Here is a 23,697-nt window from a genome sequence, read left to right on the forward strand (position 1 = left end):
AGTAGGCAGTAGGCACGGTCAACTTCCCTACTGACTACTGACTATTCCCTCTCTTGATATACCGCATCACCACCTGCGCGGCGATCTCGCCGGACGGTCTATCCGTCGCCATGCGCCGCGTGATCTCTGCAAATCCATTCTTCTGCCAGGCGCGCATGCCGCTGTCGGCGAACAGGGCTTCCAATTGCCGGGCCAGATTGTTCGGCTTGATGTAGCCGTCGTAGAATTCCGGAATAAGCGCTCGATCCGATATCAGATTGGGCAGCAGCGCCGACCAGACGGAAACGAGGTACGGCGCCAAGACGCGCGCGACCGGGTCGAGCCTGTAGCAGGAAATCATCGGCACGCCGGCCAGCGCCAGTTCCAGCGATACCGTCCCGGACGCGATCAGCGCCGCATCGGCTTTGCCGAAAGCCTGCCATTTGCGTTGGGGATCGACGATGATCTCAGGCTTTTCATCCCAGCGGTTGACGGAGGATTTGACGAGGTCGGCGACATGCGGAACGGTCGGCAGCAGCAGCCGTAGGCGGTGGCCACGCGCACGCAGAATCGACACCGTCTCGCCGAACGGGTCGAGCAGCCGCCGTACCTCGCCACGCCGCGAACCGGGCAGGACGAGCAGGGTCTTGACGCGATCAGGAGAAAGGTCGTGCGGCAGCTCCTGCGCCTTGGCTGCGGCCAGCAAGCCCGCATCGTGGGTCAGGCGATGCCCGACATAAGTGCCCGGTGGCCCGCCGAGCCGATCGAGCTCCTTGACCTCGAAAGGCAAGATGCAGAGGATGTGGTCGACATAGGGCTTCATCGCCACCGCCCTGCCCGGCCGCCACGCCCATACGCTCGGGCAGACATAGTGGATGATCGGAATCGACGGGTTGGCCGCACGCACCTTTTTGGCGACGCGCAACGAAAAGTCCGGACTGTCGATGGTGACAAGGCAGTCCGGCTTTTCGTCGGCAACGGTCTTGGCCAGTTGGCTGATCCGCCGTATCAGGCGCGGCAGGTCGCGCAGGACGGCACTGAACCCCATGAGGGCGATCTCACCGGCATCGAATGGCGAGACCAGTCCCAGCGCCTGCAAATGACGGCCGCCGAGGCCGACGAGTTGCACCTCGCGCCCGGCCGCCTGCCTGAGCGAGCGTACTATGTCGGCGCCGAGCAGGTCGCCGGACTCCTCTCCGGCAACGATCGCGATCTTCAATACCCTGTCAGCCATTACGCGGCTCCGTGGCGACAGGCAGGCCAAGGACGAACAGGCCGAGTGCATTGGCGCGTGCGATGGTTTCAGGACCTTCGAGGATCAGCGAGCGTCCCGCCTCGACGGCAATGCCGGCGAGCCCGGCCGCGTGCGCTGCCTCGACCGTCTGCGGACCGATGGATGGAAGATCGGCGCGCAGTTCCTGACCAGGCTTGGCGCACTTGACGAGGACGCCCCGGGTCTTGCCCGCAATACGGCCGTGGCCGCGCAGCAGCTTCGCACGATCAAGCAGGCCGGCTGTTCCTTCGATGCCTTCCAGCGCGATTGCCCGGCCGCCAACCGCGATCGCCGCCTGGCCGACATCCAGCGCCCCGATGGCCCTTGCTGCCGCAAGGCCTGCGTCGATATCACGCCAGTCCAATTTTCGCGGTTCGGCCTTGGTTAGCACGCCTTCGGCGGCGACAAGATTCGGCACTACTTCGTGGGCGCCAACGACCTTTATTCCACGCGCTTCGAGGCCCCGTGCCAAGATCTTTAGAAGACCATCATCGCCACGCGCGAGCGCCATGACGACCAAAGGAATCACCGCGAGCAGGCTGAGACTGGGGCGCAGCGCAAGCAATCGCGGCCGGCGCTTGATCTCGCCTGCAAGCACCAGATGGGTGATCCGGTGCCGCCGCAGCAATGGGACGAGCGAGCCTATACCTTCCAGAGCGAGGTTTTCGTGATCGTATCGGGAGAGTTCCGCGATGCGGTCGACTTCGCCTTCCATCAGGATGACGAAGGGCGGATAACCTTGTTCAGCCGAACCGGCCGCGACTTCGACCGGCAGACTGCCGCCGCCGGCAATGATGCCGACCCTGGAGCCCGGCGGAAGATCAAGACGCGCTGCCGCTGTCTCAGTCTTCGTCATCGACATCGTCGCCATCGCCGCCCTTGAGCGACGGCACAGCATAGTGCCGCTTGCCGCGACTGGTGATGAAATCGATGATCTTCATGGCGGTCGGCGACGACGCGAACTCCGCTTTGGCGAATTCGATGTTCTCGCCAACGGTGCGGGAACGATCGAAGATCATCCTGTAAGCCTTGCGCAGCACAAGGATTTCGGACCTCGGCAGGCCGGAGCGCTTGAGGCCGATGATGTTGAGACCGCGCAGGCTGGCGCGGTTGCCGACCGCGATGGCAAAGGGGATGACATCGCCGACGATCGCAGAGCAACCGCCCAGAAAGGCGTTGTCGCCGATGCGGACAAACTGATGCACTGCGGTCAGGCCGCCGATATAGACATTGTTGCCGACCTCGCAGTGGCCGCCCAGCGTTGCGCCATTGGCGAACGTCGCATTGTTGCCGACGACGCAATCATGGGCGATATGGGCGTAGGCAAGGAAATTGCCATTGTCGCCGACCGTGGTCTCGCCGCGGCTGGAATCGGTGCCGAGATGCATGGTCACGCCTTCGCGGATCGTGCAGTTCTTGCCGATGACCAGGGTGGTGCGGCCGCCCTTGTGCTTGGTGTTTTGCGGCGGTGCGCCCAATGTCGCCATCGGATAGACCTTGGTCGAGGCGCCGATCGACGTCGCGCCCATCACCGAGACATGACTGACCAGTTCGACGTCGTCGCCGATCACCACATCGGCACCGACATGGCAGAACGGTCCGATGCGCACACCTTGGCCGATTTGAGCGCCTTCCTCCACAACGGAGGAAGCATGGATGGATGTTTTGATTTTCATAAGCACTCGATCGTCAGTCGCTGGTGACCATCATGGCTGAAATCTCGGCCTCGGCCGCCTTGGCGCCGTCGACCATAGCTTCACAAGCGAATTTGAGCAGATTGCCGCGTTTCTTGATTTTCTTGACATAGATCTTCAACTGGTCGCCGGGAACGACCGGTTTGCGGAATTTGGCGTTGTCGATGGTCAGGAAATAGACCAGCGACGGCTTTTCGGTGCCCAGGCTGCGGATACAGATGGCGCCGGCCGTCTGCGCCATCGCCTCGACGATGAGCACACCCGGCATGACCGGCTGCTCAGGGAAATGGCCCTGAAAATGCGGCTCGTTTATGGTCACGTTCTTGATGCCGATGGCGGATTCGTCGCCATCGATGTCGACGATACGATCGATCATCAGGAACGGATAGCGGTGCGGCAGGAGCTTCATCAGCCCCATGATGTCGACCGCTTCCAGCGTCGTCGACGCGATCATGTCAGCCATTGCCTCCCTCGCCCTGTTTGCGGGTCCTGGCGAGCTTGCGCAGCATGGCTATCTCCCGCATGGCTTCCGCCATCGGCTGTGCCGGATAGCCGCCCCAGATCTCGCCTGCAGGGACATTGCTCATAAATCCACTTCTGGCGGCAAGCTTGGCCCCTGTCCCTATGGTCAGGTGATCCGCAAGCCCGACGCCGCCGCCCATGGTGACATTGTCACCCACGACCACAGAACCCGAAATACCCGAAAGCCCGGCTATTATGCAATTGCGGCCGATGCGGACGTTATGGGCGATCTGCACGAGATTGTCGATCTTGGTGCCCTGGCCGATGACCGTATCGGACATGGCGCCGCGATCGACGGTGGTGTTGGAGCCGATCTCGACGTCATCCTGGATAACGACACGGCCGATCTGCGGCACGCGCTCGGGACCCTTGGCCCCGCCAACGAACCCAAAACCATCCTGGCCTATCCTGGCGCCGCCATGAATGATGACGCGATTGCCGATCAAGGCATACTGGATGCTAGCGCCTGGACCGACATAGCCGTCGCGGCCGATCTGGCAAGATGATCCGATGACCGCATTTGGGGCGATGACGGTACCGCTGCCGATCGAAGCACCTGGCCCGATGACCGCGCCGGCTTCGATGACGGCACCGGCTTCGACATGCGCGGTCGCATCGACATGAGCGTGCGGCGAGACGCCGGTTTCACTGGTCATCGGCCCTGGTGTCGCCGCCCTCGGAAACAGCAGACGCCCGACAAACGCGAAGGCCTGTTGCGGACGCGGATGAACCAGAACGGCAACGCCGGCCGGCGCCTTGCCGGCAAATTCCGCCGGGCACAGGACCGCGGCTGCCCGCAGCGACGGCATCAGCGCGGAATTGCGCTTGCCGTCGACAAAGACGAGCGCATTCTCGCCGCCCTCGCTGGCTGGCGCGAGTGCTTCGATCGAAATATCTGAGTGGCCGGAATCGACGAGCACCGAGCCGGTCAGATTCGCGACTTCGCCCGCCGTATACCGGCGTGATGGCGCGAAGAACACCGGATCGGTCATTCCAGAAGCTATATCCAGCTAGGTCGGAACATTTCTCCCGGACCCTGAAGACCCGGGAGCATCGTTGGCCGCCGATCAGAAGCGGGTCGATATGCCGAAGTTGAATTCCTGCACGTCGTCGCGCGCTTCCTTCTTGACCGGGATCGCATAGTCGATACGGATCGGACCGAACGGCGACGCCCACATCAGGCCGAGGCCGACCGAGGCACGCAACTTCATGCCGACCGAGTCCTGGGTGACGCCAGCGGTGTCGACCTTGCTTCCATAGAGCGTTGCCGCATCCGCGAAGACAGCGCCACGCAAGCCGAAGCTTTCCGGTACGACCGGCAACGGAAACTGAGCTTCTGCGGACGCATTGAAATAGGTCGTGCCGCCGAGATGGTCGCCCGTAGCAATATCGACAGGACCGATGCCGCCATAGGCAAAGCCACGGATCATGCGATCGGTGCTCTGGAATTGATCGAAGATCCGCAGACCATCGCTGCCGTATCCTTCAACATGGCCAGCGCCACCTGAAATGAGCCCGACTAGGTCGTACTGCTCCGACAACGTCTGGTAGATGCTGCCGCGCCCCGTGACCTTCACGAACTTGGCATCACCGCCGAGGCCTGCGACTTCTACCGTCGTGGTGGCGTAGATACCCTCGTGCGGGCTCTTCATATCGTCGATGGTGTTGTAGACCAGCCCGAGGCTGACCGACGACTTGATCCAAGGGCTTTGTTCGATGCCATCCAGGATAGCCGTGGAAACGTCACACTTCGCCGGATCGTAAACGCCGCCGGTCACGCAATCGTCTTCCAGCTTATACTTTTCTTGCGAGATGTTGTACGCCAACTGGGTCGAGATGCTGTCGGTGATCGGCAGACCGAAGCGCACCGTCGCGCCCACAGTGTCGCTTTCGTAGTTGTCGTATTCCCTGGTCTGCTTGAAGATGTCGAAACCGGCAGCGATGCGCCGTCCGAGGAAATAAGGCTCGGTGAAGGACAGGCTGTAGTCGCGTGAATTCTTGCCGCCGCCCGCCGACAGCTTGATGAACTGGCCACGACCGAGGAAGTTGCGCTCGGTCACCGAGCCTTCGACCGACGGACCGGCCGTGTCGCCACCGGTCGAATAACCAGCGCCTACCGAGAACTCGCCGGTCGATTTCTCGACCACATCGACCACCAGAACGACCTGGTCAGGCTGCGAGCCCGGCACGGTCGAGATGTCGACTTTCTCAAAGTAATTCAAGTTTTCCAAACGCTTCTTCGCGCGCTGGATGAGCACCTGGTTGAAGGCATCGCCTTCGCTGACGTCGAACTCACGGCGAATGACATAGTCACGCGTGCGATCGTTGCCGCGGATCTCGATGCGTTCGATATAGGCCTTGGTGCCCTGGTCGATCGTATAGACAACCGAAATGGTGTGGTTCTCGAAATTGCGGTCGCCGCGCGGCGTGACCTGCGCGAAGGCATAGCCGGAACCGGCCACCTTCTCGGTCAGCGCGATGATGGAATCCTCTACGTTCTTGGCGTTGTAGACGTCACCCTTGTGGGTCTCGATCACCGATTCCAGCGACTTGCCGTCGACTTCAGGGATCGAGCTCTCGACGCTGACGTCACCGAACGTGTAGCGGTCGCCTTCCTGGACGGTGATGGTGACCGTGTACTTGTTCGTCGCACTGTCGAGTTCACCGACAGCGGACACGACCTGGAAGTCGGCATACCCATGATTGTAGTAAAAGCGACGCAGCAGCTCCTGGTCGGCGCGCAGCTTGTCGTCGTCATAGACGTCGTCGCGCAGGATGAAGGAAACCCAGGACGAACGCTTGGTGTTGATGATATCCGACAGGCGGCGGCTGGAATAGGCGCTATTGCCGACGAAATTGATCGCCGCGATCTGCGTGCGATCGCCTTCAGCGATGTTGAAGACAACATTTACGCGATTGTCGCCAAGCTGCATGACCTGCGTGGTCACGGTCACATCGTCGCGACCAATGCGCCTGTATGCAGCCTTGACCGATTCCACGTCGGCATCGAGCGTCGCCTGCGAGAACGTTCCGCGCGGCTTCAGCTGCACGGCCGCCGCAAGCGCATTGTCCTTGAGCTTCTTGTTGTTCTGGAACAGCACCTGGTTGACAACCTGGTACTCGGCAACCTTGACCACCAGCGTCGAGCCGACCTGGTTGATCTGCACGTCCGAAAACAGGCCTGTGCCGAAGAGCGCCTTGACCGCACCGTCGATATCGGAACTGGAGAAAGCCTTGCCCGGCTTGATGGTGATGTAATTGCGGATGGTCTCAGCGTCGATACGCTGATTGCCGCTCACTTCGACTCTGCTGACGACAGCGGCTTCAGCCGCCGATGTGGCAACGAACTGCACTGCGAGCGCGCCTGGCACGACCATGGCCGCGGACAGGGTCACCGCGGACGCGGCGCTTAGAAACTTGGATGCTGCCTTCATCGGGCTTAATAACCTTTTCTCGTAGTCCCCACGGCGAGAAAACCGGACGTGCGGTAATTTCCCCTACCGTATTAACCGGATTTTCCCTACACGCAAGGCTTCTGGTTAATTTGTATTTACTTAACCCTGCGGCGTGGCTTTCGCGTCACTCATATCCCCTTGCATGGTAAACGGCGTCTCAACATCGTCCATGCAGAAGCCAAATTTCTTCATGATTTCAGCACCCAAACAGATCGTTCCAAAAAACGAACCCCATGAAGCACAGCACCAGAAGCAACCCGGCCCGATAGGCCATTTCCATCATCCGTTCCGACACCGGACGGCGAATGACAGCCTCCACCCCGTAGAACAAGAGGTGACCGCCGTCGAGGGGGGGAATCGGCAAAAGGTTCAGAATTCCGATGCCAACGGATAGCAGTGCAACCAGCTGCACGAGCCATTCGAATCCCAGTTTCGCAGCCCTGCCCGCCATGTCGGCTATCTTCACCGGACCGCCCAGCTGACATTTGTCTTCGCGCCCGACAACAAAGCGCTGCAGGAACTGGCCGGTGCGCTGGATGACGTGACCGGTTTCCTCGACCGCCGCCGCGACCGCTCCGACCGGCGTGTAGGTGATGAGCCTCGGCTGGCCGAGTTCCTTGTTATTGACGACACCGATCACGGCGACCTTGACCTTGTTGCCGAGCGCGTCTTCCTGTTCCATCAGCCGCGGCGCCGCGGTCACAGTGACCTCCTGGCCGTCGCGCAGCATGACGAAGGTGATTGCGTCGTCGGCACGGCCCGAGACCAGGCGTTGAACGTCGCCAAAGGTTTCGACCTTGTTGCCGTCGACGCTGACGAATCGGTCGCCGGGAAGAATGCCGGCCTTCGCCGCCGGGCTGTCGGCGGTCACCTCGGCCACCATGGGCTCGGCGACATAGCGGCCATAGGCGGTGAACAGCACGGAAAAGACGACGATCGTCAGCAGGAAATTGAACAACGGTCCGGCCACCACCGTTGCCGCGCGCTTCCAGATCGGCTGCGTGTGGAAGGCGACCTTGCGCTCTTCCTCGGTCAGCGTTTCAATTTCTTCCGACGTGGGCTGGCTCGATGTGGCGTTCATGTCGCCGACGAATTTGACATAGCCGCCAAGCGGTATCGCACACAGTTTCCAGCGCGTGCCGTGGCTGTCGTTGAAGCCGAAAAGTTCCGGGCCGAAGCCGATCGAGAAGGCCCTGACACCGATGCCGCACCAGCGCCCGACAAGGTAATGGCCCATTTCATGGACGAACACGACCACTGTCAGCACGAAGAGGAATGGCACCAGCGTGCCCAGGACAAAGCCTTCTGTGCTGAAAAGCGCGTGAAGAATCTCGTTCAAGACAAACCCTCAAATTCTTCCACGGCGCAGACTGCGCCGTGACTGTGACACCAATCCGGGCGAATCCAAGGCGCACCGCGCATAGGACCCTGAAATGACATCGCTCAAACGGGAAACAGACCCTGCGCCGGATGATCGGCGTTCGCCGAAATCCAGCCGATGACGTATAGGGCGAATGCCGCTGCGACAAGCCCGTCGACACGATCCATGACGCCGCCATGGCCCGGGATGAGCGCCCCCGAATCCTTGCGGCCATGGCGGCGCTTGATCCAGGATTCGAACAGGTCGCCTGCCTGCGAGACAATCGACAGCACGAGCGCGACCAAGCCGAGCAATACCAGATTGCCGACACCGGCAGCTGCGGCGAGGACCAGCCCGGCGACGACGCCGCCGACAGCGCCGCCGAGTGCGCCGCTGCGCGTCTTGCCGGGCGAGATCGCCGGCGCCAGTTTCGGCCCCCCAACGGCGCGCCCCACGAAATAGGCAAGGATATCGGTGGCCCAGACGACCGCGAACAGGAACAGGATGGCAATGAGGCCTGAACGATCGCCATCCCGCAGCAAGGCGAGCGACAGGCCTGAAACCGCGGCATAGGCAAGGCCGCTCGCATCCCATTGTCCGGTCTTGCGAACCGAGGCGGCTATCGCCGTTGCGGCAACAATGGCCGCCACAAGCGGTAGCAGCCAGGAGGAGGCCAGGCCGCCAATCAAGGCGCCAATGAAGACAACCAGCAGTGCTTCCGGCAGGAAACCCAGACCCGTTGCCCCGGTTGGCCGCGACATGCGGGTCCATTCATAGAAGATCGCCGCTACGATCACGGCACACAGCAGCCGGAACGGCAAACCGCCGATCCAGGTCAAGCCGAGAGTGATGATGGCGAGCACGATCGCCGAAACGATACGGAGTTGAAGATTGCTCATCCCGCGGCCGGTCGCGAAGCGACGTCCTGGCCTCCAAGTCCGCCGAAACGGCGTTCGCGGCCAGCAAACTCACGCAAAGCTTCCGCAAGGTGCTCGCGGCTGAAGTCGGGCCAATAGCAAGGCAGGAAGACGAGTTCGCTATAGGCGGCTTGCCACAGAAGGAAGTTTGACAACCGAAGCTCGCCGCTGGTGCGGATGACGAGTTCCGGGTCGGGAATGCCTTGCGTATCAAGCGCGCCGGCAAAACTTTCGGCTGATATCGCCTCGGCGTCGAGTTCGCCACGCGCCACGGCCGCCGCAAGCTTTTGTGCCGTGCGAACGATTTCGTCTCGTCCGCCATAGTTGAAGGCGATCACCAGCGTCAGCGATTCGTTTGCGGCCGTCAGCGTTTCGGCCTCATCGAGCAGTCCCCTGATATCAGACTGCAGCCCTGCCCGGTCGCCGATGATTCTAACCCGCACACCGCTCTGGTGCAGTTCAGCAAGGTCACGGCGGATGAACATTTTCAAGAGGCCCATCAGGTCGCTGACCTCGGACTTCGGCCGCGACCAATTCTCCGACGAGAAAGCATAGACGGTCAGGTAGGAAATGCCGAGCCCAGGTGCCGCGCGCACCGTCTTGCGCAGCGCCTCGACACCGGCACGGTGGCCCGCAAGACGGGGCATGCCGCGCGCCTTGGCCCAGCGTCCGTTTCCGTCCATGATGATCGCGACATGCGCGGGCGTTGCCATGTTCTTGCTTTCGGGTCAGCCGGCGGCCATGACCCTAAACCTGCATGATTTCAGCTTCCTTATCGGAAAGCAGGTGGTCGATGTTGCTGATCGTCTCGTCGGTAAGTTTCTGGACCTGGTCCGAGCGCTTGCGCTGATCGTCTTCGCTGATGTCGCCGTCCTTCTCCGCCTTCTTCAGGAAGTCCATGCCGTCGCGGCGCACATGGCGCGCGGCGACACGGGCGTTCTCGGCGTAGGTGTGCGAGATCTTGACCAGTTCCTTGCGGCGCTGTTCGTTAAGTTCGGGAAGTGGAATCCTGAGGTTGGTGCCGTCTACGATCGGGTTGAACCCCAAATTGGATTCGCGGATCGCGCGGTCGACCGCGCCAACCATCGACTTGTCCCATACCGATACCGAGATCATGCGCGGCTCCGGCACCGAGACGTTGGCGACCTGATTGATCGGCATGGTGGTGCCGTAGGCCTGCACCTGGATCGCATCGAGCAGATTGCTGGAGGCGCGACCGGTCCGCAGCGAGGCCAGATCATGCTTGAACGCGGCAATGGCCCCATCCATGCGCCGCTTGAGATCGTCGTACTCACCACTCATCTTTATCTCCTCGACCGTCTAATGCGGGCTCACTGCTTCGGGGCCGTCTTCGAATCGAACTTCCGAAAACCGGCTTCCCTTTTCGGGTCAGGCCGCCGATCAATCGTCCGCGACGACCGTGCAGCGGCCGCCGCCCCTCAGAATATCGCCGAAACCACCTTTTTCGTGGATCGAATAGACGATTATCGGAATGTTGTTTTCGCGCGCAAGTGCAATCGCAGCGGTATCCATGATGGAAAGGCCGCGATTTATGACTTCGCCATGGCTGATGCGCTCGAAACGCGTCGCATTCGGGTCCTTCTTCGGGTCCGCCGAGTAGACGCCGTCGACCTGAGTGCCCTTGAACAGCGCGTCGGCGCCGATTTCAGCGGCGCGAAGGGCTGCGGCCGAATCAGTGGTGAAGAATGGATTGCCGGTGCCGCCGGCAAAGATCACCACCTTGCCCTGGTTCATGTAGGCGGTCGCCTGGCGCTGCGAAAAGCTCTCGCAAAGTTCGGGCATGGCGATCGCCGAAAGCACCACGGCGTCGACGCCGATCTTGTTCAACGACGTGCGCAGCGCCAGCGAGTTGATCACCGTGGCAAGCATGCCCATGTGGTCGCCGGTGACACGGTCGCCGCCCTTGGAGGCAACGGCCACGCCGCGAAAGATGTTGCCGCCGCCGATGACGACGCCGACCTCGATGCCCAATGCACGCGCCTCGGCGATGTCGCCGGCGATGCGATCCACTACTGAAACGTCGATGCCGAAATGCTGCTCGCCCATCAGTGCTTCGCCCGACGCTTTCAGCAAGACACGTCGGTAGAGGGGCTTCACCGTCATCTGGGCCTCTTCATTTGCATGTGGCGCGTTCCGGGTGGCTGCTCTGGCGCAGGCGCGCCATCCGAAACAATGGCGTTCCGATACACGAAGGGCGCCGCGATGCCACGCGGCGCCCAAACGGCAAATTGCCGGTTTCCTGCCCATTGATCAATTGGTGGACACGCTGGCCGACTCTCCTTCGATAAGCACCGGTGACACGTAGTTGGGGGGCTTGTCGCCGGTTGTCGCGCCGCCGGTAACGCGCGCCTGTATCTGCGAACCGAAATAGGAATAGGGAAACGGCGCTGGAGTTCTGCTGGCTCTCTCCAGCCGGTCGCGATGCGCTTTCGGAATCTCGAAATCCAGCGCGCCAAGATTGTCATGCATTTGGCTGAGCGTCGTCGCACCGAGGATGACGGTTGCGATCCCCGGCTGCGTGGCCACCCAGTTGAGCGCGACCTGAGGCATGCTGCGGCCGACCTCGGATGCGACCTTCTCGAGTTCGGCCACGATAGCCCAGTTGCGTTGCGTGAACTTTTGGAAACCCGGATGCGTCGAGTTGCGAAATCCGTCGAGGCGGCCGTTTCCGGTCTGGGCCGGTCGATACTTGCCGCTCAGCAAACCGCCGGCCAGCGGGCTCCACACCATGATGCCGGCGCCATGGCGCGTGCCGAATGGCACGAACTCGTTCTCGATCGCGCGTTCGGCCAGCGAATATTCGAGCTGTAGCGCCGAAACCGGCTCATATCCTCGCAATTCGGCGATCGCCTGTGCGCGGCCCGCATACCAGGCGGGCACATCGGAAAGGCCGACATGGCGCACCTTGCCCATCCGGACCAGGTCGTCCAGCGTGCGCATGACCTCTTCAGCCGGGGTCAGCCTGTCCCAGACATGCATGAGATAGAGATCGATATAGTCGGTCCCCAACCGTTTCAGCGAAGCATCGACGGCCCGCATGATGTTCTTGCGGCCGTTGCCGCCAGCATTCGGATTGCCGGGCTGCATGTTCATGGTGAACTTGCTGGCTATCACCGCCGTGTCGCGCAGCCCGCGCTCGGCGATGAATTCACCAAGCCAGGCTTCGGCCGTGCCATCTGTGTAGAGATCCGCCGTGTCGAACACATTGCCGCCCGCCTCGACATAGGCGTCGAAAATCGCCCGCGCCGTATCCCTGTCGGCTCCCCAGCCCCATTCCTTGCCGAAAGTCATCGTGCCCAGTGCCAGTCGGCTGACCCTAAGGCCGCTGTTGCCAAGAGTGTAGTAGGTCATGGTCATGATCGTCTTCCAATGCTTGGTGATAGATACCCCGCGCGTCACTGGCCCGGAGTGTTCTTGACCCAGGGATTGCCGCGCTCGTGTGTCATGTGGAACGCGAAGCCATCGACCTTCCAGCCATCCGCAAAACGCGTCAGGTGATGCTCATAGGTGCCCCAGACCTCCCAAAGCGGGTCGCCATTGCCTTCCATCCGGTTCCAAGCATAGCCGTTCGACAGGACAGTCGCCGTGTCCGCCTTGAGAGCGACCTGGTGATTGGTGCGCAGATGCAGGCTTGTCTTGCTGCCCTTGAGGTTGGCCGCCCAAGCGCCAACCAGATCGTCGGAAGCGATGTTGGCCGCCGGCTGTCCGGAGAGACTGCTGAAGTCGGCGGTGATCCGATCCGCAAAATAGCCGCGTGCAAGTTTCCAGTCCTGGGCGTCAACGGCCCGGTCGATGGCATCGGCAATGCGAATGACCGCGCGTTCGTCTGCAAGGGCCCGCCAGTCTGATGGCTCCGCCCCACCGGCATCCATCGGCGCCAACGCCATGCCTGCCGTGAAAGTTACGTGCTTTAACGTGTTCATGTCTCGTCTCCTCAGTGCCATCAGCCGATCGCCGATGAGTTGGCGACAATGTGGACCACCGCCTTGGCATCGATAAGGTTGCATTGTTCGCAAAGACCATGCGATATCATTCATGAATGGATCGCGATCTGCTCAGCCATCTTCCGGTCGTGGTCGCCGTTGCCCGGCGTGGCGGCTTCGCGCTTGCCGCCGCCGAACTCGGCATGAGCCCTTCGGCGGTCAGCCATGCGGTGCGCATTGTCGAAGAGCGGATCGGCCAGCCCTTGTTCGCCCGCACGACGCGCAGCGTTTCGCTCACCGAGGCCGGCAAGGCGCTGGTGGAAACGGCGGCTCCGGCCCTCCAGGATATTGCCGAGCGGATGGACCGCATCCGCAGCGTCAAAGGCAGGCCGTCTGGCCTGCTCAGGATCAACGCCTCCAACATAGCGATACCATTGGCGGTGACGCCGGTGGTCGCGGCGATGGCCGAGCGCTATCCGGAGGTTACGGTCGAGGTCTTCGCTGACCAGGGTCTGGTTGATATCGTCGGCGAAGGCTTCGATGCCGGCGTCCGGCTTGGCGAGATGATCGCTCAGGACATGGTTGCGGTCCGGCTGACGCCGCCATTCTCCGTCGTCATCGTCGCCTCGCCCGCCTATATCGGAAGGCACGGCCGTCCCGGCGGCGTTGCCGACCTGGCGAACCACAATTGTATCGGCTACCGGCTCGTCCGCTCCGGTGCGCTCTATCGCTGGGATTTGATCGAGGATGGCAAGGACATCGCCATGGAGACGCGGGGCAGCGTTGTCGTGACGGATTCACTCGCAGCAATCGATCTTGCGCTTGCAGGCGTCGGGCTTGCCTATGTGTTCGAGCCGCTGGCGCGCGCCGATCTTGCCGCGGGCCGCCTCGTCCAGGTGCTGCCGCAGACGGCGATCGAGGAACCGGGGCTATTCCTCTATTTCCCTCGCCGGGCGGCGATGGCGCCGAAGCTCAGGGCCTTTATCGACACCGCACAAGAAATCGGCCGGGCCTCCTTGCGGACACCCGGCCGAGTTGCCTGAGTTCGTGAGCCCTGGAAAGGGCTATTTCTTGACCGCTGCAGCGACTTCCGCGGCGAAATCGGTCTCTTCCTTCTCGATGCCCTCGCCCAGCGCAAAGCGCAGGTAGGCGGTGATCTTGGCCGGCGCACCAATCTCCTTCTCGGCATCCTTCAGCGCCTTCTCGACAGTGATGTCGGGATTGAGCACGAAGGCCTGCTTCAGGAGCACGACTTCCTCGTAGAACTTGCGCAGACGGCCCTCGACCATCTTCTCGATGATCGCTTCCGGCTTGCCGGACTGGCGCGCCTGGTCGGAGAAGATCGCCTTCTCGCGTTCGACCGCGGCCGGATCGATCTGCTCTGCCGTCAGCGCCAGAGGGTTGGTGGCGGCAACATGCATCGCCACCTGGCGGCCAAAGGCGTTGGCGGCATGCTCATTGCCCGTGGTCTCGATCGCGACCAGCACGCCGAGTTTGCCAAGGCCGTCGGCAACCGCGTTGTGAACGTAGGTAGCGACAGCGCCGTGCGGAACGGTGAGCTTGGCCGAGCGGCGGAAGCCCATGTTTTCGCCGATGGTGCCGACAGCGTCCTTGATGGTGTCGGCAACCGACTTGTCGGACCCCGGATACTTTGCGGCGGCCACAGCCTCCGTCGTGCCATAGGCCAGCGCAACCTTGGCAACGTTGGCGACGATTTCCTGAAACGCGGCGTTGCGGGCCACGAAGTCGGTCTCGGAATTGACTTCCACGACGGCAGCTTCGCGCACGCCATTGTCGACGCCGATCAGACCTTCAGCCGCGGTGCGGCCAGCCTTCTTGTCGGCCTTGGAGATACCCTTCTTGCGCAGCCAGTCGACGGCCTCTTCCATGTTGCCGTTGGTCTCGGTCAACGCGGCCTTGCAATCCATCATGCCCGCGCCGGTCAAGTCGCGGAGTTCTTTGACCTGTGCAGCCGAAATGCTCATTGTCGCCTCTTTGTTTTAAATGCACCGACGCACCATCGGTATTCGATGGTGCGTCTGTTTAGCGTGCCAGAATATGAGAAAGATGAAGGCCGCAACCGGCCTTCGATTATCAAGCTTCGGGAGCTTCCGACGCCGGGGCCGGAGCCGGGTCGAGCGCGGGTTCGACCGGAGCTTCGACCGAAGCGCCGATGTCGACGCCGAGCGCGCCCTGCTGGCGGGCGATGCCGTCGATCGCAGCCTTGGCGATCAGGTCGCAATAGAGCTGGATGGCACGGGCCGCGTCGTCATTGCCGGGGATCGGGAAGTCGATCTTGTCCGGATCGCAGTTCGAATCGATGATGGCGACGACCGGGATGCCGAGGCGCTTGGCCTCGAGGATGGCGATCGCTTCCTTGTTGGTGTCGATCACGAACATCAGGTCGGGCGTCGAGCCCATGTCCTTGATGCCGCCCAGCGCCTTGTCGAGCTTCTCGCGCTCGCGGTCGAGGTTGAGGCGTTCCTTCTTGGTCAACCCTTGCGCTTCGCCGGCCAGCATCTCGTCGAGCTTGCGCAGGCGCTGGATCGAGTTCGAGATCGTCTTCCAGTTGGTCAGCATGCCGCCGAGCCAACGCGAGTTGACATAATACTGAGCCGAACGCTGTGCCGCATCGGCGACGATGTCGGAGGCCTGGCGCTTGGTGCCGACGAACAGCACGCGGCCACCTTTGGCAACGGTGTCGGAAACCTGCTTCAGCGCCTGGTGCAGCAAAGGCACCGTCTGCGACAGGTCGATGATGTGGATGTTGTTGCGGGCGCCATAGATGTAGGGCGCCATCTTCGGGTTCCAGCGGTGGGTCTGGTGGCCGAAGTGAATGCCAGCTTCCAAAAGCTGGCGCATGCTGAAATCAGGCAGTGCCATTCAAAGTTCCTTTCCGGTTAGCCTCCACGGACACAGGCATTTTTGGACTTTGTCCTCGAACGCCACCGGAGGTTTCAGCCGGATTTCTCCCGGGCAGACACCAAAGTCCGTGTGTGGAATGAGCGCGCATATAGAGGGGATGCGCGATAAACGCAAGCGCCGCAGGATCCGTGGTGTTGCGTGCGACGATCCGCGCCCTGCTGTCAGCGCTTGACCTTGCCGTTCGGCACCCGCACCCGCCGGAAGACCGCGACGATCTCCTCGCGGCTGCATTCGATAGCGCCGAGCCGCACCGCACGATCACGCTCGAAGCCCGTTATGTCATAATGCGGCGCCGAAGTCTTGGGCGGTCCCTGGTACGATGAACGCTTGACGCCGAGCCGGGCGGCAAAGCGATGCAACTCGTCGGTGTCGTCGGCCAACAGATGGCACCAGCGATGGCCGGCCCAGTTCCAGATCGCTGCGTCGACATAGACTGCCATGAGGCTTGCCGTATTCCTTCATCTTGCGCCGACAGGCACTCGTCTAGCGATGATAGAAGGGATTCGGATAGAAAATGAAGCCGCCGCCGGCCTCGACTTCAGCCACGGTGCTGGTCATTGTGTCCTGCATGCGACGATGCAACTCGGCAACCGCATCGTCGATCGAGCCGGCATACTCATGCAGGCCCAGCGCCTCCGGCGCCCGGATATGGGCGCAACGCGGTCCGGCCGGCTGCGGAATGAACCGGTTGATCGTGTCACGCAGTCCGCCCCGGCAATAGTCGTTGCGGACCCGCTTCAGATGTTCGGCGATCTCTTCCAGGCTGATGCGCGGGTTGGCCGCGGCCCAGGGCCCGACGCGTTGCAGCCTCTGAATCGTGTCGGCGAGCGCGCGGACCTGCTTTCGGCCTTCCGCATCGCCACTGTTTTCGCGCTGCCAACGACGCGCCCGCCGCAGAAGTTCGGTTGCGTCGGTGACATCAGTGTCGGGCGAGATGCTTTCGCCGAGTCGGCGGCCGAGTTCAGCAACCAATGCCTGCTGACGCTCGGTATAGGTTGCGCCTTCGTCGGATGGCATGCCCGATGCTGCTTCATCGCGGGCCAGCAGCGTCGAATAGACATGGTGGATGCGCTGCGGCAGCGTGTCGGTCGCAAGGCGTTCTATTTTCAGGCTTTTCTCGACATAGGCGCATTCCTTCGCCAGCGCCGCTTCGACATTCCCGGTGAAGGCCAGCTTCCAGACGACTGGCGCGATCCAGACCTTGAAATCCGGATCCGTGGCCCGGCCGCGCTTGAGGGCCTCGAGCCCCATCTCGACGGCACCCGGCAGCAAAGGCGCAACGACATTGGCATGCCAGCCGACGCCGCCTTCGGGATGCAGCAGCACGCCATGGCCTTTCAAGGCCCAGGCGATCGAGTGTTCCTTGGCTGCCCCGCTGTTGCCCGGAATCTGGGCGATCAGATTGTTGGCCAGCCAGAACTTCTGCATCAGCCGGCCAAGGCCGTTGACGACACCGTTGGTTGCCCATGAGGCCGTGAGCGGGCTGACCTGCGACACAATCTCCTTGTCGATCATCCAGTCGGTGAAGAACTCGGGATGATTGGGCGTGATGAAGGTCGCCTTCCCTGCCCCGCAACTGGCCTTCAGCCGCTCAAGATCGGCGTCGGGAAAGTCGATATGGCGGACATTGGCGACGCCGCGAAGACCGGCCAGGCGATTGAACGGCAACAGATCCCGAAATCCGGGAATGCCGCGCAGCATGACGATCCGGTTGACGGATGTCATGGCCCTGATCAGTGCCGGGTTGGGCCGCGGCGCGACGAATGTATCGATCCTGCTCAAGCTGATCCCCCTCGCGCCTGGACGCTGGGAGAGGTTGAGAGACGATTGCGGCACGTTCAAGTCGATCGCAACGACCACGCCGTGTCGTGGTAAATCAACTGCCTAGACCGGCACTATTTGGCGGGGCAGGGTTTCGTCTGGTCGAACAGCGACAGGTTGACCAGCTTGCCGGTCATCGAGAAGTCGCCATAGTCCATGACGAGATCGCGGGTGATGCCGTTCTCATGCAGCTTGAAGCTGATACGGTATTCCGGCACCTCTTCGCCCGTCTTGTTGGTGTCGTCGAAATAGGCGATGTCGACCGGCCAGTATTTGTCCGTGGCGAGCTTTGCCAGTGCCGAAGCTTCCGGGTCGGCCTTGTCGGCATCGGTTTTCTTGCCGACCACGACAGTGGTGGTCATCACCTTGTTGGCGTCTTCGGAACCGTCGAACAGGTTCGTTTCGTAAAAATTCTCGCCTTTTTCGGCCTTGCCGATCAGCTCGACCAGGTGCTGGGTCGGAAATTGGGTTGTCGCCAGCTCGACGCTGTTCTTTTCAGGCTTGTCGATGTCGACCTTCAGGCCCTTGGTCTCTTTCGTGGCGATGCCCTTGACCTCCTTGTCGAGATTCTGGTCGACGAAGGATTTTGTCACGAACGAAAAAGTCTTGCCTTCGGCGTCCTCGAAAGTGGTCGTCTGCTGGTCGGTCAACCTGGTGTTGTCGGCGGTGACGATCTGGGTGACGAAGCGGAATTTCACCGTATAGCCTTCGCAGGCCGAGCCATTGAACTCATAGACCATGCGGCCGGATATGCCCGTGATGCCGGACTGATCGGAAGCCTTTTTCAGGGTAAGATCGTAGACGGCGCGGTGGGCTTGCAGCGCCGGCGCGGCAAAGGCAGGGCCTATCGAGAGGGCTCCCGACAACAGGACGGCATGGAATGCGAGGCGCGTTGCGCGCATGAGGTACTCCGATCGTCGCGACTGATGGCAGGCCGCAGGGAAAGATGGTCCAGCTTAAAAAAAGTCGTGGCGGAAGCGAGGCAAAAATAGCAATTTCGGCCCGGCCGGCGCGGCGTCACCAAGCAATAGGGAAATACCATGAGTGAAACAATCGAAAAGCGGCTAAGTGATCTGGGTGTGACGCTTCCCGTCGCCGCCGCGCCCGCCGCCAACTACGTGCCCTATTGCCGGACCGGCAATCTGCTGTTCACCGCCGGGCAATTGCCGCTCAAGGACGGCAAGCTGCAGGCGAGCGGGCTGTTAGGTCGCGATCTGGATACGGCAGGCGGCAAGGACGCGGCAAAATACTGCGCGATCAACATCCTGGCGCAGGCCAAGGCAGCACTCGGCGACCTCGAGAAGATTAGCCGTCTGGTGAAGATCACCGTTTTCGTCGCCTCGGCACCTGAGTTCGTCGAGCAGCATCTGGTTGCCAACGGCGCCTCCGATTTCCTGGTGGCGGCCCTTGGCGAACGTGGCAAGCATGCGCGCTCCGCCGTCGGCACCGCCTGCCTGCCGCTTAATGCCGCAGTGGAAATCGAAGCCGTCTTCGAAATCGAATGAGCCAGGGGATAGATATGACCGACCTATCCTGGCTGACCGCCCGGCCCGTCGCCCATCGCGGCTTCCACGACATGAACAAGACGCGCTGGGAAAACACGCTGTCGGCCTTCGCCGCGGCCGCCGAGCGCGGCTATGCCATCGAATGCGACGTGCACCTGTCGTCCGACCGTGTTCCCGTCATCATCCATGACGGCGATCTCAAGCGCCTGACCGGCCAGGATGGTTTCGTCTGGCAGCGTACCGCAGCTGAACTCGCGGCGCTCAGGGTCGGTGGCACGGCGGACCATGTGCCGACGCTGCAGGAAGCGCTCGACCTGGTGAACGGCCGCGTGCCATTGGTGGTCGAGTTGAAAGGCACGCCCGGCTATGACGAAGGCCTGGTGGCAAGCGTCGGCAAGATGCTCAAGCGCTACAAGGGCAAAGCGGCGATCATGTCGTTCGACCACTGGCTGGTCCGCGATTTTCCGAAGGACGCGCCGGGTATCCCAGGGGGGCTCACCGCCTACGGCAAGGACGTCGGGTTGATCGAGGCGCATTTCGCCATGCTGGCGCATGACATCGCCTTCACCTCCTACGCCGCCGGCGACCTGCCGAACCCATTTGTCAGCTTCGTGCGTGAAAGGCTGAAAATGCCTGTTATCACCTGGACGGTGCATGACCAGCCGGCGGTCGACCTGACCTTCAGATATGCCGACCAGATGACGTTCGAAGGGTTCGAACCCGATCTGGTCAAAGTCGCCTGAGTGTCTGAAACGTGACTTGTACCAGGCCGGACGGAGCTTAAATAAGCCTCATGGATCAGGGCGACGAGGGTGACGGACAAACGGCCAATGCGGACTATTCGATCCGCGTCGCCGCGGGCATCGGCGCCTTCACCTGTGATGAATGGAACGGCTTTGCCGGAACTGCGCGCGGAGATTCAGAAACCAGTTACAATCCTTTGGTTTCCTTCGCTTTTCTAAGTGCGCTCGAAGATTCTGGATGCGCCGTGCGGCGTACCGGCTGGCAGGGCCATCACCTCAGGCTGGAGGACGGGCAAGGCAGATTGCTGGGCGCGGTGCCCTGTTATCTCAAATCGCACAGCCAGGGCGAATATGTGTTCGATCATGGCTGGTCGGATGCCTTCGAGCGCGCCGGCGGCCGTTACTACCCCAAACTGCAAAGTGCCGTGCCGTTCTCCCCGGTCACCGGCCCTCGCCTGCTGGTCAGCAAAGGCGAGGACAGCGCCAAAGTAAAGGCCGGTCTCGTGGCGGGCCTGAAGGCGGTGACGCAAAAACTCGGCGTCTCTTCCGCGCATGTCACCTTCGCGCAAGAGAGCGATGTGGAGGTGCTGGAAGCGGCAGGCTTCCTGCACCGCACCGACCAGCAATTCCATTTCTTCAACGAAGGCTTTTCGACCTATGACGACTTCCTCGCCACCCTTGCCTCGCGCAAGCGAAAGGCGATGAAGAAGGAAAGGCGTGAAGCGCTTGCCCCAGGCATTTCGATCGACCGGCTGACCGGCAAGGACCTCACGGAGAAGGCCTGGGACGATTTCTTCGCCTTCTACATGGACACCGGCAGCCGCAAATGGGGTCGGCCCTATCTCAACCGTCAATTCTTTTCGCTGATCGGCGAACGCATGGCCGACGACATCCTGCTGGTGATGGCGAGGCGCAACGGGCGATACATTGCCGGGGCCATCAATTTCATCGGCTCCGACGCACTCTATGGCCGCAACTGGGGCTGTATCGAGGACCATCCCTTCCTGCATTTCGAGGTCTGCTATCACCAAGCGATCGACTTCGCCATCGAGCGCAAGCTGAAGGTGGTGGAGGCGGGCGCGCAGGGCGAGCACAAGCTGGCGCGCGGCTACCGGCCGGTGACCATGCATTCCGCGCACTACATTGCACACCCAGGCCTGCGCAATGCCGTCGCCGATTATCTCAAGCGTGAACGCCACGAGGTGGAGCGGATGAGCGAATATCTCGAGGGGCACACCCCGTTCCGCAAGGATTTAGAAGAGTAGCGACCGGCTGCCCGGAGGGGCAGGGTCGACGATCGCCTTGCCGACTTTCGACGGCTTCGCTACACGAAAGTCACAATCCGGAGCATTGCCATGGCTGAAACCGCCTATGACACCGACAACATTTTCGCGAAAATCCTGCGCGGCGAAATTCCCTCGCACCGCGTCTACGAGGACGATGCGTTCATAGCCTTCATGGATGTGATGCCGCAGGGGCCAGGCCATACGCTCGTGGTGCCGAAGGTGCCGTCGCGCAACCTGCTTGACGCCGATCCGTCGATTTTCGGTCCGCTTTTCACGGTCGTTCAGAGGATAGCACAGGCGGTAAAAAAGGCCTTCAGTGCCGACGGCGTCACCGTCATGCAGTTCAACGAGCCGGCCTCGGGGCAGACCGTGTACCACCTGCATGTGCATGTGATCCCGCGCTTCAACGGCGTCCCGCTGAAGCCGCACACGGGCGAGATGGAGAAGCCGGAGGTGTTGGCCGAAAACGCCGGTGAGATACGGGCGGCGCTGACGACGAATTGACGTCAGGTCTCGATCGCCGGCACGGCGTATCCAAGCCGAGGCAGACGGCGATCTTGTGCTTCGAACACCCGCAGCCCGAGCCACCAGGATATCACCGTGATCACGGTTCCGCCGAGCACATCCATGAGATTGTGCCCGCCATGGATCAGAATAGCCGGCAGCAAAGCGGTGTTGACGAGAATCAGCGCGAGACGCGCAAGCCTGTACGGCCAGATTGCGATTAGAGACATCAGCGCCATCACCGTGTGAAATGAAGGGAATCCCACAAGCCCCGTCACCTGCAACTCCGAAATGTCTGTGACGCCCTCAACCAGCAGCCGATTCAATTCCGAACCGTAAGCTGAATTGACCACCGGCCGAACGATCCGGTCGATTTCAGGCGCCAAGGTCCAATAGGCGGACGCCCCGCTGGACGGAAACAGCGCCCAGCAAAAGATGGTGGCCAGAGATCCGAATACCGTCGCCAAGGCTGCCGCGTGCAGCCGCCGCCGATCGTTGGCCATACCCAGGAAGAGAAAGGCAAACAGGATCTGGGCCAGCGTCAGGGTATAGACCTGCCTGAGAATGTCCGAGAGGCGTGGATAGCGGGAAATCCATGCACAGGCATCAGGCCAGGAATAGCCGAGCCAAGCATCCATCCGCACGAGCGTAGCGTCGATCGGCGCGAAAGGCCGCGGCAAGAGCAGAAGGTTGAAAAGCGCGGCCGGCACTGAATAGAAAACAAACAGGGCCAGAACGTGTGTGGAGAGCGCGATCCGCTCAGCCTTGCGAACACGACGGTAGAATTGGCCAATGGCAATCATCACAACCGCAAAGCCGACGGAAAAACCATAACTGTCAAGCGCGAGGGTAACGTTCTTGTCCCAGGCAAGGAACATGCAAACGGCAACCAGCGCCAACGCGACAGTCAGGATCGTCCGTTCTGCGGGAAGTAAGACCATTGTCGAAAAATGGCCGGATGGCGTTAATTTGGAGTGAAAAAAGCCGTCGGATGGCAATTCTGACCCAGGACGACCGATGCCATAACAAGGACGGGTCCGAAAGCCTTTGAAACGCCGTCAACTCCGCCGCCCCGAAGAAAGCCACAGGCGGATCGCATCCGCGCATTGCACAGGGTTCAGAAGCGAGGTGTCGACCTCCAGATCGTATATGCCTGGCCGGTGAACCTCTTCCTGCCACAGACGCACGGGCAATGGCACGGGATCGTCGGGCGAGCCGGTCACATATCTCTTGTCCGTCGCGCTCACCGCTCGCCTCTCCATGATGATTTCGATCGGACAGCGAACACCGACAAGCAGCACCGGCAGACCGGCGAGACGGCGAGCGCAATCGGCCAGGATGTGGAGCGGTTTCGAATAGGCATCGTGATGGCCGACATCCGCAACGACATTCAGCTCCAACCGGCTATGAGCGGCTATCGATTCGTAGAGCGCGGCGTATAATCCGGGCACGAGGGCCTCAAGGTCCGGACGCTCGCCGCCAGGCCGCAATCCCAGGCCGATAGCGTGCCGGCGTGGCCTGCTCGTAGACGTCGACGCCGAGATTGAGCCAGACGCCGTCGAAGCTCTCCTGAATAGCCCTCGCGATGCTTGATTTTCCCGATCGCGGCGCGCCGTTCAGGATAATGATCTGCCCGGCCATGCGTCCTCCCGCTCCAATGAAAAAAGCCCCGTTTTGAACTGACCCCCCGAAAGTTGGACACAACCTTCGGGGGTTTTGCATGTCCAAATACAGCGAGAGTTTCAAGCGCTCGGTTGTCGATAGCTATT

Annotated in this window: 24 protein-coding genes and 1 pseudogene; 5 read left to right on the plus strand and 20 right to left on the minus strand. The window is 61.5% G+C overall.

Annotated features, from left to right (window positions below; all coding sequences use genetic code 11):
* Positions 1-34: 34 nt before the first annotated feature.
* The 13 genes from lpxB to NKI69_RS13090 form a co-directional block, all read right to left on the minus strand.
* Complete coding sequence (gene lpxB / locus NKI69_RS13030) at positions 35-1,213, minus strand: lipid-A-disaccharide synthase (protein ID WP_352721556.1); 1,179 nt, start codon at positions 1,211-1,213, stop codon at positions 35-37.
* The gene (locus NKI69_RS13035) at positions 1,206-2,123 is read right to left on the minus strand and encodes an LpxI family protein (RefSeq protein ID WP_352721558.1); all 918 of its coding nucleotides are present in this window, start codon (positions 2,121-2,123) and stop codon (positions 1,206-1,208) included. Before NKI69_RS13035 ends, lpxB begins: the two co-directional genes overlap by 8 nt.
* A complete protein-coding gene (gene lpxA / locus NKI69_RS13040) occupies positions 2,095-2,928 on the minus strand; it encodes an acyl-ACP--UDP-N-acetylglucosamine O-acyltransferase (RefSeq protein ID WP_023812925.1) in 834 nt (277 codons plus the stop codon). Before lpxA ends, NKI69_RS13035 begins: the two co-directional genes overlap by 29 nt.
* A gap of 13 nt (positions 2,929-2,941) precedes the next feature.
* Entirely contained in the window at positions 2,942-3,409 is a 468-nt protein-coding gene (fabZ, locus tag NKI69_RS13045) for a 3-hydroxyacyl-ACP dehydratase FabZ (protein ID WP_013531753.1), read from the minus strand.
* Entirely contained in the window at positions 3,402-4,460 is a 1,059-nt protein-coding gene (lpxD, locus tag NKI69_RS13050) for a UDP-3-O-(3-hydroxymyristoyl)glucosamine N-acyltransferase (RefSeq protein ID WP_023812926.1), read from the minus strand. The genes fabZ and lpxD overlap by 8 nt, the downstream gene beginning before the upstream one ends.
* Positions 4,461-4,535: 75 nt before the next feature.
* Positions 4,536-6,902: an outer membrane protein assembly factor BamA gene (bamA, locus tag NKI69_RS13055; RefSeq protein WP_352442395.1), complete on the minus strand. Its 2,367-nt coding sequence runs from the start codon at positions 6,900-6,902 to the stop codon at positions 4,536-4,538.
* A 217-nt stretch (positions 6,903-7,119) separates the two neighbouring features.
* Positions 7,120-8,262 carry an RIP metalloprotease RseP gene (gene rseP, locus NKI69_RS13060; RefSeq protein ID WP_023812928.1) on the minus strand — a complete coding sequence of 381 codons (1,143 nt, stop codon included), beginning with the start codon at positions 8,260-8,262 and terminating at the stop codon, positions 7,120-7,122.
* Positions 8,263-8,366: 104 nt separating this feature from the next.
* Positions 8,367-9,182, minus strand: coding sequence for a phosphatidate cytidylyltransferase (locus NKI69_RS13065; RefSeq protein WP_023812929.1), 816 nt, complete (start codon positions 9,180-9,182; stop codon positions 8,367-8,369).
* Positions 9,179-9,913, minus strand: a complete 735-nt coding sequence (locus NKI69_RS13070) for an isoprenyl transferase (protein WP_023812930.1) — start codon at positions 9,911-9,913, stop codon at positions 9,179-9,181. The genes NKI69_RS13065 and NKI69_RS13070 overlap by 4 nt, the downstream gene beginning before the upstream one ends.
* A 34-nt stretch (positions 9,914-9,947) precedes the next feature.
* Positions 9,948-10,502 carry a ribosome recycling factor gene (frr, locus tag NKI69_RS13075; RefSeq protein ID WP_023812931.1) on the minus strand — a complete coding sequence of 185 codons (555 nt, stop codon included), beginning with the start codon at positions 10,500-10,502 and terminating at the stop codon, positions 9,948-9,950.
* A gap of 99 nt (positions 10,503-10,601) precedes the next feature.
* A complete protein-coding gene (gene pyrH / locus NKI69_RS13080) occupies positions 10,602-11,324 on the minus strand; it encodes a UMP kinase (RefSeq protein ID WP_013531760.1) in 723 nt (240 codons plus the stop codon).
* A gap of 147 nt (positions 11,325-11,471) precedes the next feature.
* The gene (locus tag NKI69_RS13085) at positions 11,472-12,578 is read right to left on the minus strand and encodes an aldo/keto reductase (protein ID WP_023812932.1); all 1,107 of its coding nucleotides are present in this window, start codon (positions 12,576-12,578) and stop codon (positions 11,472-11,474) included.
* 38 nt (positions 12,579-12,616) lie between these two features.
* Entirely contained in the window at positions 12,617-13,144 is a 528-nt protein-coding gene (locus NKI69_RS13090) for a nuclear transport factor 2 family protein (RefSeq protein WP_128303617.1), read from the minus strand.
* A gap of 116 nt (positions 13,145-13,260) precedes the next feature.
* Here NKI69_RS13090 and NKI69_RS13095 point away from each other — a divergent pair, with 116 nt between their 5' ends.
* Positions 13,261-14,187, plus strand: coding sequence for a LysR family transcriptional regulator (locus NKI69_RS13095; protein ID WP_127295546.1), 927 nt, complete (start codon positions 13,261-13,263; stop codon positions 14,185-14,187).
* Between the two features lie 21 nt (positions 14,188-14,208).
* On the opposite strand, the gene tsf is transcribed toward NKI69_RS13095, so the two are convergent.
* From tsf to NKI69_RS13120, 5 genes are all read right to left on the minus strand, one after another.
* A complete protein-coding gene (gene tsf / locus NKI69_RS13100; protein ID WP_023812936.1) occupies positions 14,209-15,129 on the minus strand; it encodes a translation elongation factor Ts in 921 nt (306 codons plus the stop codon).
* 109 nt (positions 15,130-15,238) lie between these two features.
* The gene (rpsB, locus tag NKI69_RS13105) at positions 15,239-16,027 is read right to left on the minus strand and encodes a 30S ribosomal protein S2 (protein WP_023812937.1); all 789 of its coding nucleotides are present in this window, start codon (positions 16,025-16,027) and stop codon (positions 15,239-15,241) included.
* Between the two features lie 203 nt (positions 16,028-16,230).
* Positions 16,231-16,509 (minus strand): DUF4031 domain-containing protein, encoded by a 279-nt coding sequence (locus tag NKI69_RS13110; protein WP_023812938.1) that lies wholly within the window; start codon positions 16,507-16,509, stop codon positions 16,231-16,233.
* Positions 16,510-16,552: 43 nt separating this feature from the next.
* Positions 16,553-17,851 (minus strand): lysophospholipid acyltransferase family protein, encoded by a 1,299-nt coding sequence (locus tag NKI69_RS13115; protein ID WP_023812939.1) that lies wholly within the window; start codon positions 17,849-17,851, stop codon positions 16,553-16,555.
* Between the two features lie 113 nt (positions 17,852-17,964).
* A complete protein-coding gene (locus NKI69_RS13120; protein WP_023812940.1) occupies positions 17,965-18,792 on the minus strand; it encodes a cell envelope integrity EipB family protein in 828 nt (275 codons plus the stop codon).
* 138 nt (positions 18,793-18,930) lie between these two features.
* On the opposite strand from NKI69_RS13120, the gene NKI69_RS13125 reads away from it, so the two are divergent.
* From NKI69_RS13125 to NKI69_RS13140, 4 genes are all read left to right on the plus strand, one after another.
* On the plus strand, positions 18,931-19,395 hold the full coding sequence (locus tag NKI69_RS13125; RefSeq protein WP_023812941.1) for a RidA family protein: 465 nt from the start codon (positions 18,931-18,933) through the stop codon (positions 19,393-19,395).
* Positions 19,396-19,409: 14 nt separating this feature from the next.
* Positions 19,410-20,138 carry a glycerophosphodiester phosphodiesterase gene (locus tag NKI69_RS13130; RefSeq protein WP_256746409.1) on the plus strand — a complete coding sequence of 243 codons (729 nt, stop codon included), beginning with the start codon at positions 19,410-19,412 and terminating at the stop codon, positions 20,136-20,138.
* 50 nt (positions 20,139-20,188) lie between these two features.
* On the plus strand, positions 20,189-21,403 hold the full coding sequence (locus NKI69_RS13135; protein WP_352442393.1) for a GNAT family N-acetyltransferase: 1,215 nt from the start codon (positions 20,189-20,191) through the stop codon (positions 21,401-21,403).
* 90 nt (positions 21,404-21,493) lie between these two features.
* On the plus strand, positions 21,494-21,928 hold the full coding sequence (locus tag NKI69_RS13140) for an HIT family protein (protein WP_023812944.1): 435 nt from the start codon (positions 21,494-21,496) through the stop codon (positions 21,926-21,928).
* A gap of 2 nt (positions 21,929-21,930) precedes the next feature.
* Here NKI69_RS13140 and NKI69_RS13145 read toward each other — a convergent pair whose 3' ends face one another.
* Positions 21,931-22,926 (minus strand): phosphatase PAP2 family protein, encoded by a 996-nt coding sequence (locus NKI69_RS13145; RefSeq protein ID WP_352721563.1) that lies wholly within the window; start codon positions 22,924-22,926, stop codon positions 21,931-21,933.
* Between the two features lie 72 nt (positions 22,927-22,998).
* Positions 22,999-23,569 (minus strand): annotated as a pseudogene (locus NKI69_RS13150) (chloramphenicol phosphotransferase CPT family protein); the annotation flags it as partial.
* Positions 23,570-23,697 lie beyond the last annotated feature (128 nt).

It is taken from the genome of Mesorhizobium sp. M0491 (assembly GCF_040321265.1).
Classification (GTDB): Bacteria; Pseudomonadota; Alphaproteobacteria; order Rhizobiales; family Rhizobiaceae; genus Mesorhizobium.

Coding starts and splice junctions, on each gene's coding strand:
- lpxB (WP_352721556.1), bottom strand. CDS start 1,213: ATGGCTGACAGGGTATTGAAGATCGCGATCGTTGCCGGAGAGGAGTCC.
- NKI69_RS13035 (WP_352721558.1), bottom strand. CDS start 2,123: ATGGCGACGATGTCGATGACGAAGACTGAGACAGCGGCAGCGCGTCTT.
- lpxA (WP_023812925.1), bottom strand. CDS start 2,928: ATGAAAATCAAAACATCCATCCATGCTTCCTCCGTTGTGGAGGAAGGC.
- fabZ (WP_013531753.1), bottom strand. CDS start 3,409: ATGGCTGACATGATCGCGTCGACGACGCTGGAAGCGGTCGACATCATG.
- lpxD (WP_023812926.1), bottom strand. CDS start 4,460: ATGACCGATCCGGTGTTCTTCGCGCCATCACGCCGGTATACGGCGGGC.
- bamA (WP_352442395.1), bottom strand. CDS start 6,902: ATGAAGGCAGCATCCAAGTTTCTAAGCGCCGCGTCCGCGGTGACCCTG.
- NKI69_RS13065 (WP_023812929.1), bottom strand. CDS start 9,182: ATGAGCAATCTTCAACTCCGTATCGTTTCGGCGATCGTGCTCGCCATC.
- NKI69_RS13070 (WP_023812930.1), bottom strand. CDS start 9,913: ATGGCAACGCCCGCGCATGTCGCGATCATCATGGACGGAAACGGACGC.
- frr (WP_023812931.1), bottom strand. CDS start 10,502: ATGAGTGGTGAGTACGACGATCTCAAGCGGCGCATGGATGGGGCCATT.
- pyrH (WP_013531760.1), bottom strand. CDS start 11,324: ATGACGGTGAAGCCCCTCTACCGACGTGTCTTGCTGAAAGCGTCGGGC.
- NKI69_RS13085 (WP_023812932.1), bottom strand. CDS start 12,578: ATGACCATGACCTACTACACTCTTGGCAACAGCGGCCTTAGGGTCAGC.
- NKI69_RS13090 (WP_128303617.1), bottom strand. CDS start 13,144: ATGAACACGTTAAAGCACGTAACTTTCACGGCAGGCATGGCGTTGGCG.
- NKI69_RS13095 (WP_127295546.1), top strand. CDS start 13,261: ATGGATCGCGATCTGCTCAGCCATCTTCCGGTCGTGGTCGCCGTTGCC.
- tsf (WP_023812936.1), bottom strand. CDS start 15,129: ATGAGCATTTCGGCTGCACAGGTCAAAGAACTCCGCGACTTGACCGGC.
- rpsB (WP_023812937.1), bottom strand. CDS start 16,027: ATGGCACTGCCTGATTTCAGCATGCGCCAGCTTTTGGAAGCTGGCATT.
- NKI69_RS13110 (WP_023812938.1), bottom strand. CDS start 16,509: ATGGCAGTCTATGTCGACGCAGCGATCTGGAACTGGGCCGGCCATCGC.
- NKI69_RS13120 (WP_023812940.1), bottom strand. CDS start 18,792: ATGCGCGCAACGCGCCTCGCATTCCATGCCGTCCTGTTGTCGGGAGCC.
- NKI69_RS13125 (WP_023812941.1), top strand. CDS start 18,931: ATGAGTGAAACAATCGAAAAGCGGCTAAGTGATCTGGGTGTGACGCTT.
- NKI69_RS13130 (WP_256746409.1), top strand. CDS start 19,410: ATGACCGACCTATCCTGGCTGACCGCCCGGCCCGTCGCCCATCGCGGC.
- NKI69_RS13135 (WP_352442393.1), top strand. CDS start 20,189: ATGGATCAGGGCGACGAGGGTGACGGACAAACGGCCAATGCGGACTAT.
- NKI69_RS13140 (WP_023812944.1), top strand. CDS start 21,494: ATGGCTGAAACCGCCTATGACACCGACAACATTTTCGCGAAAATCCTG.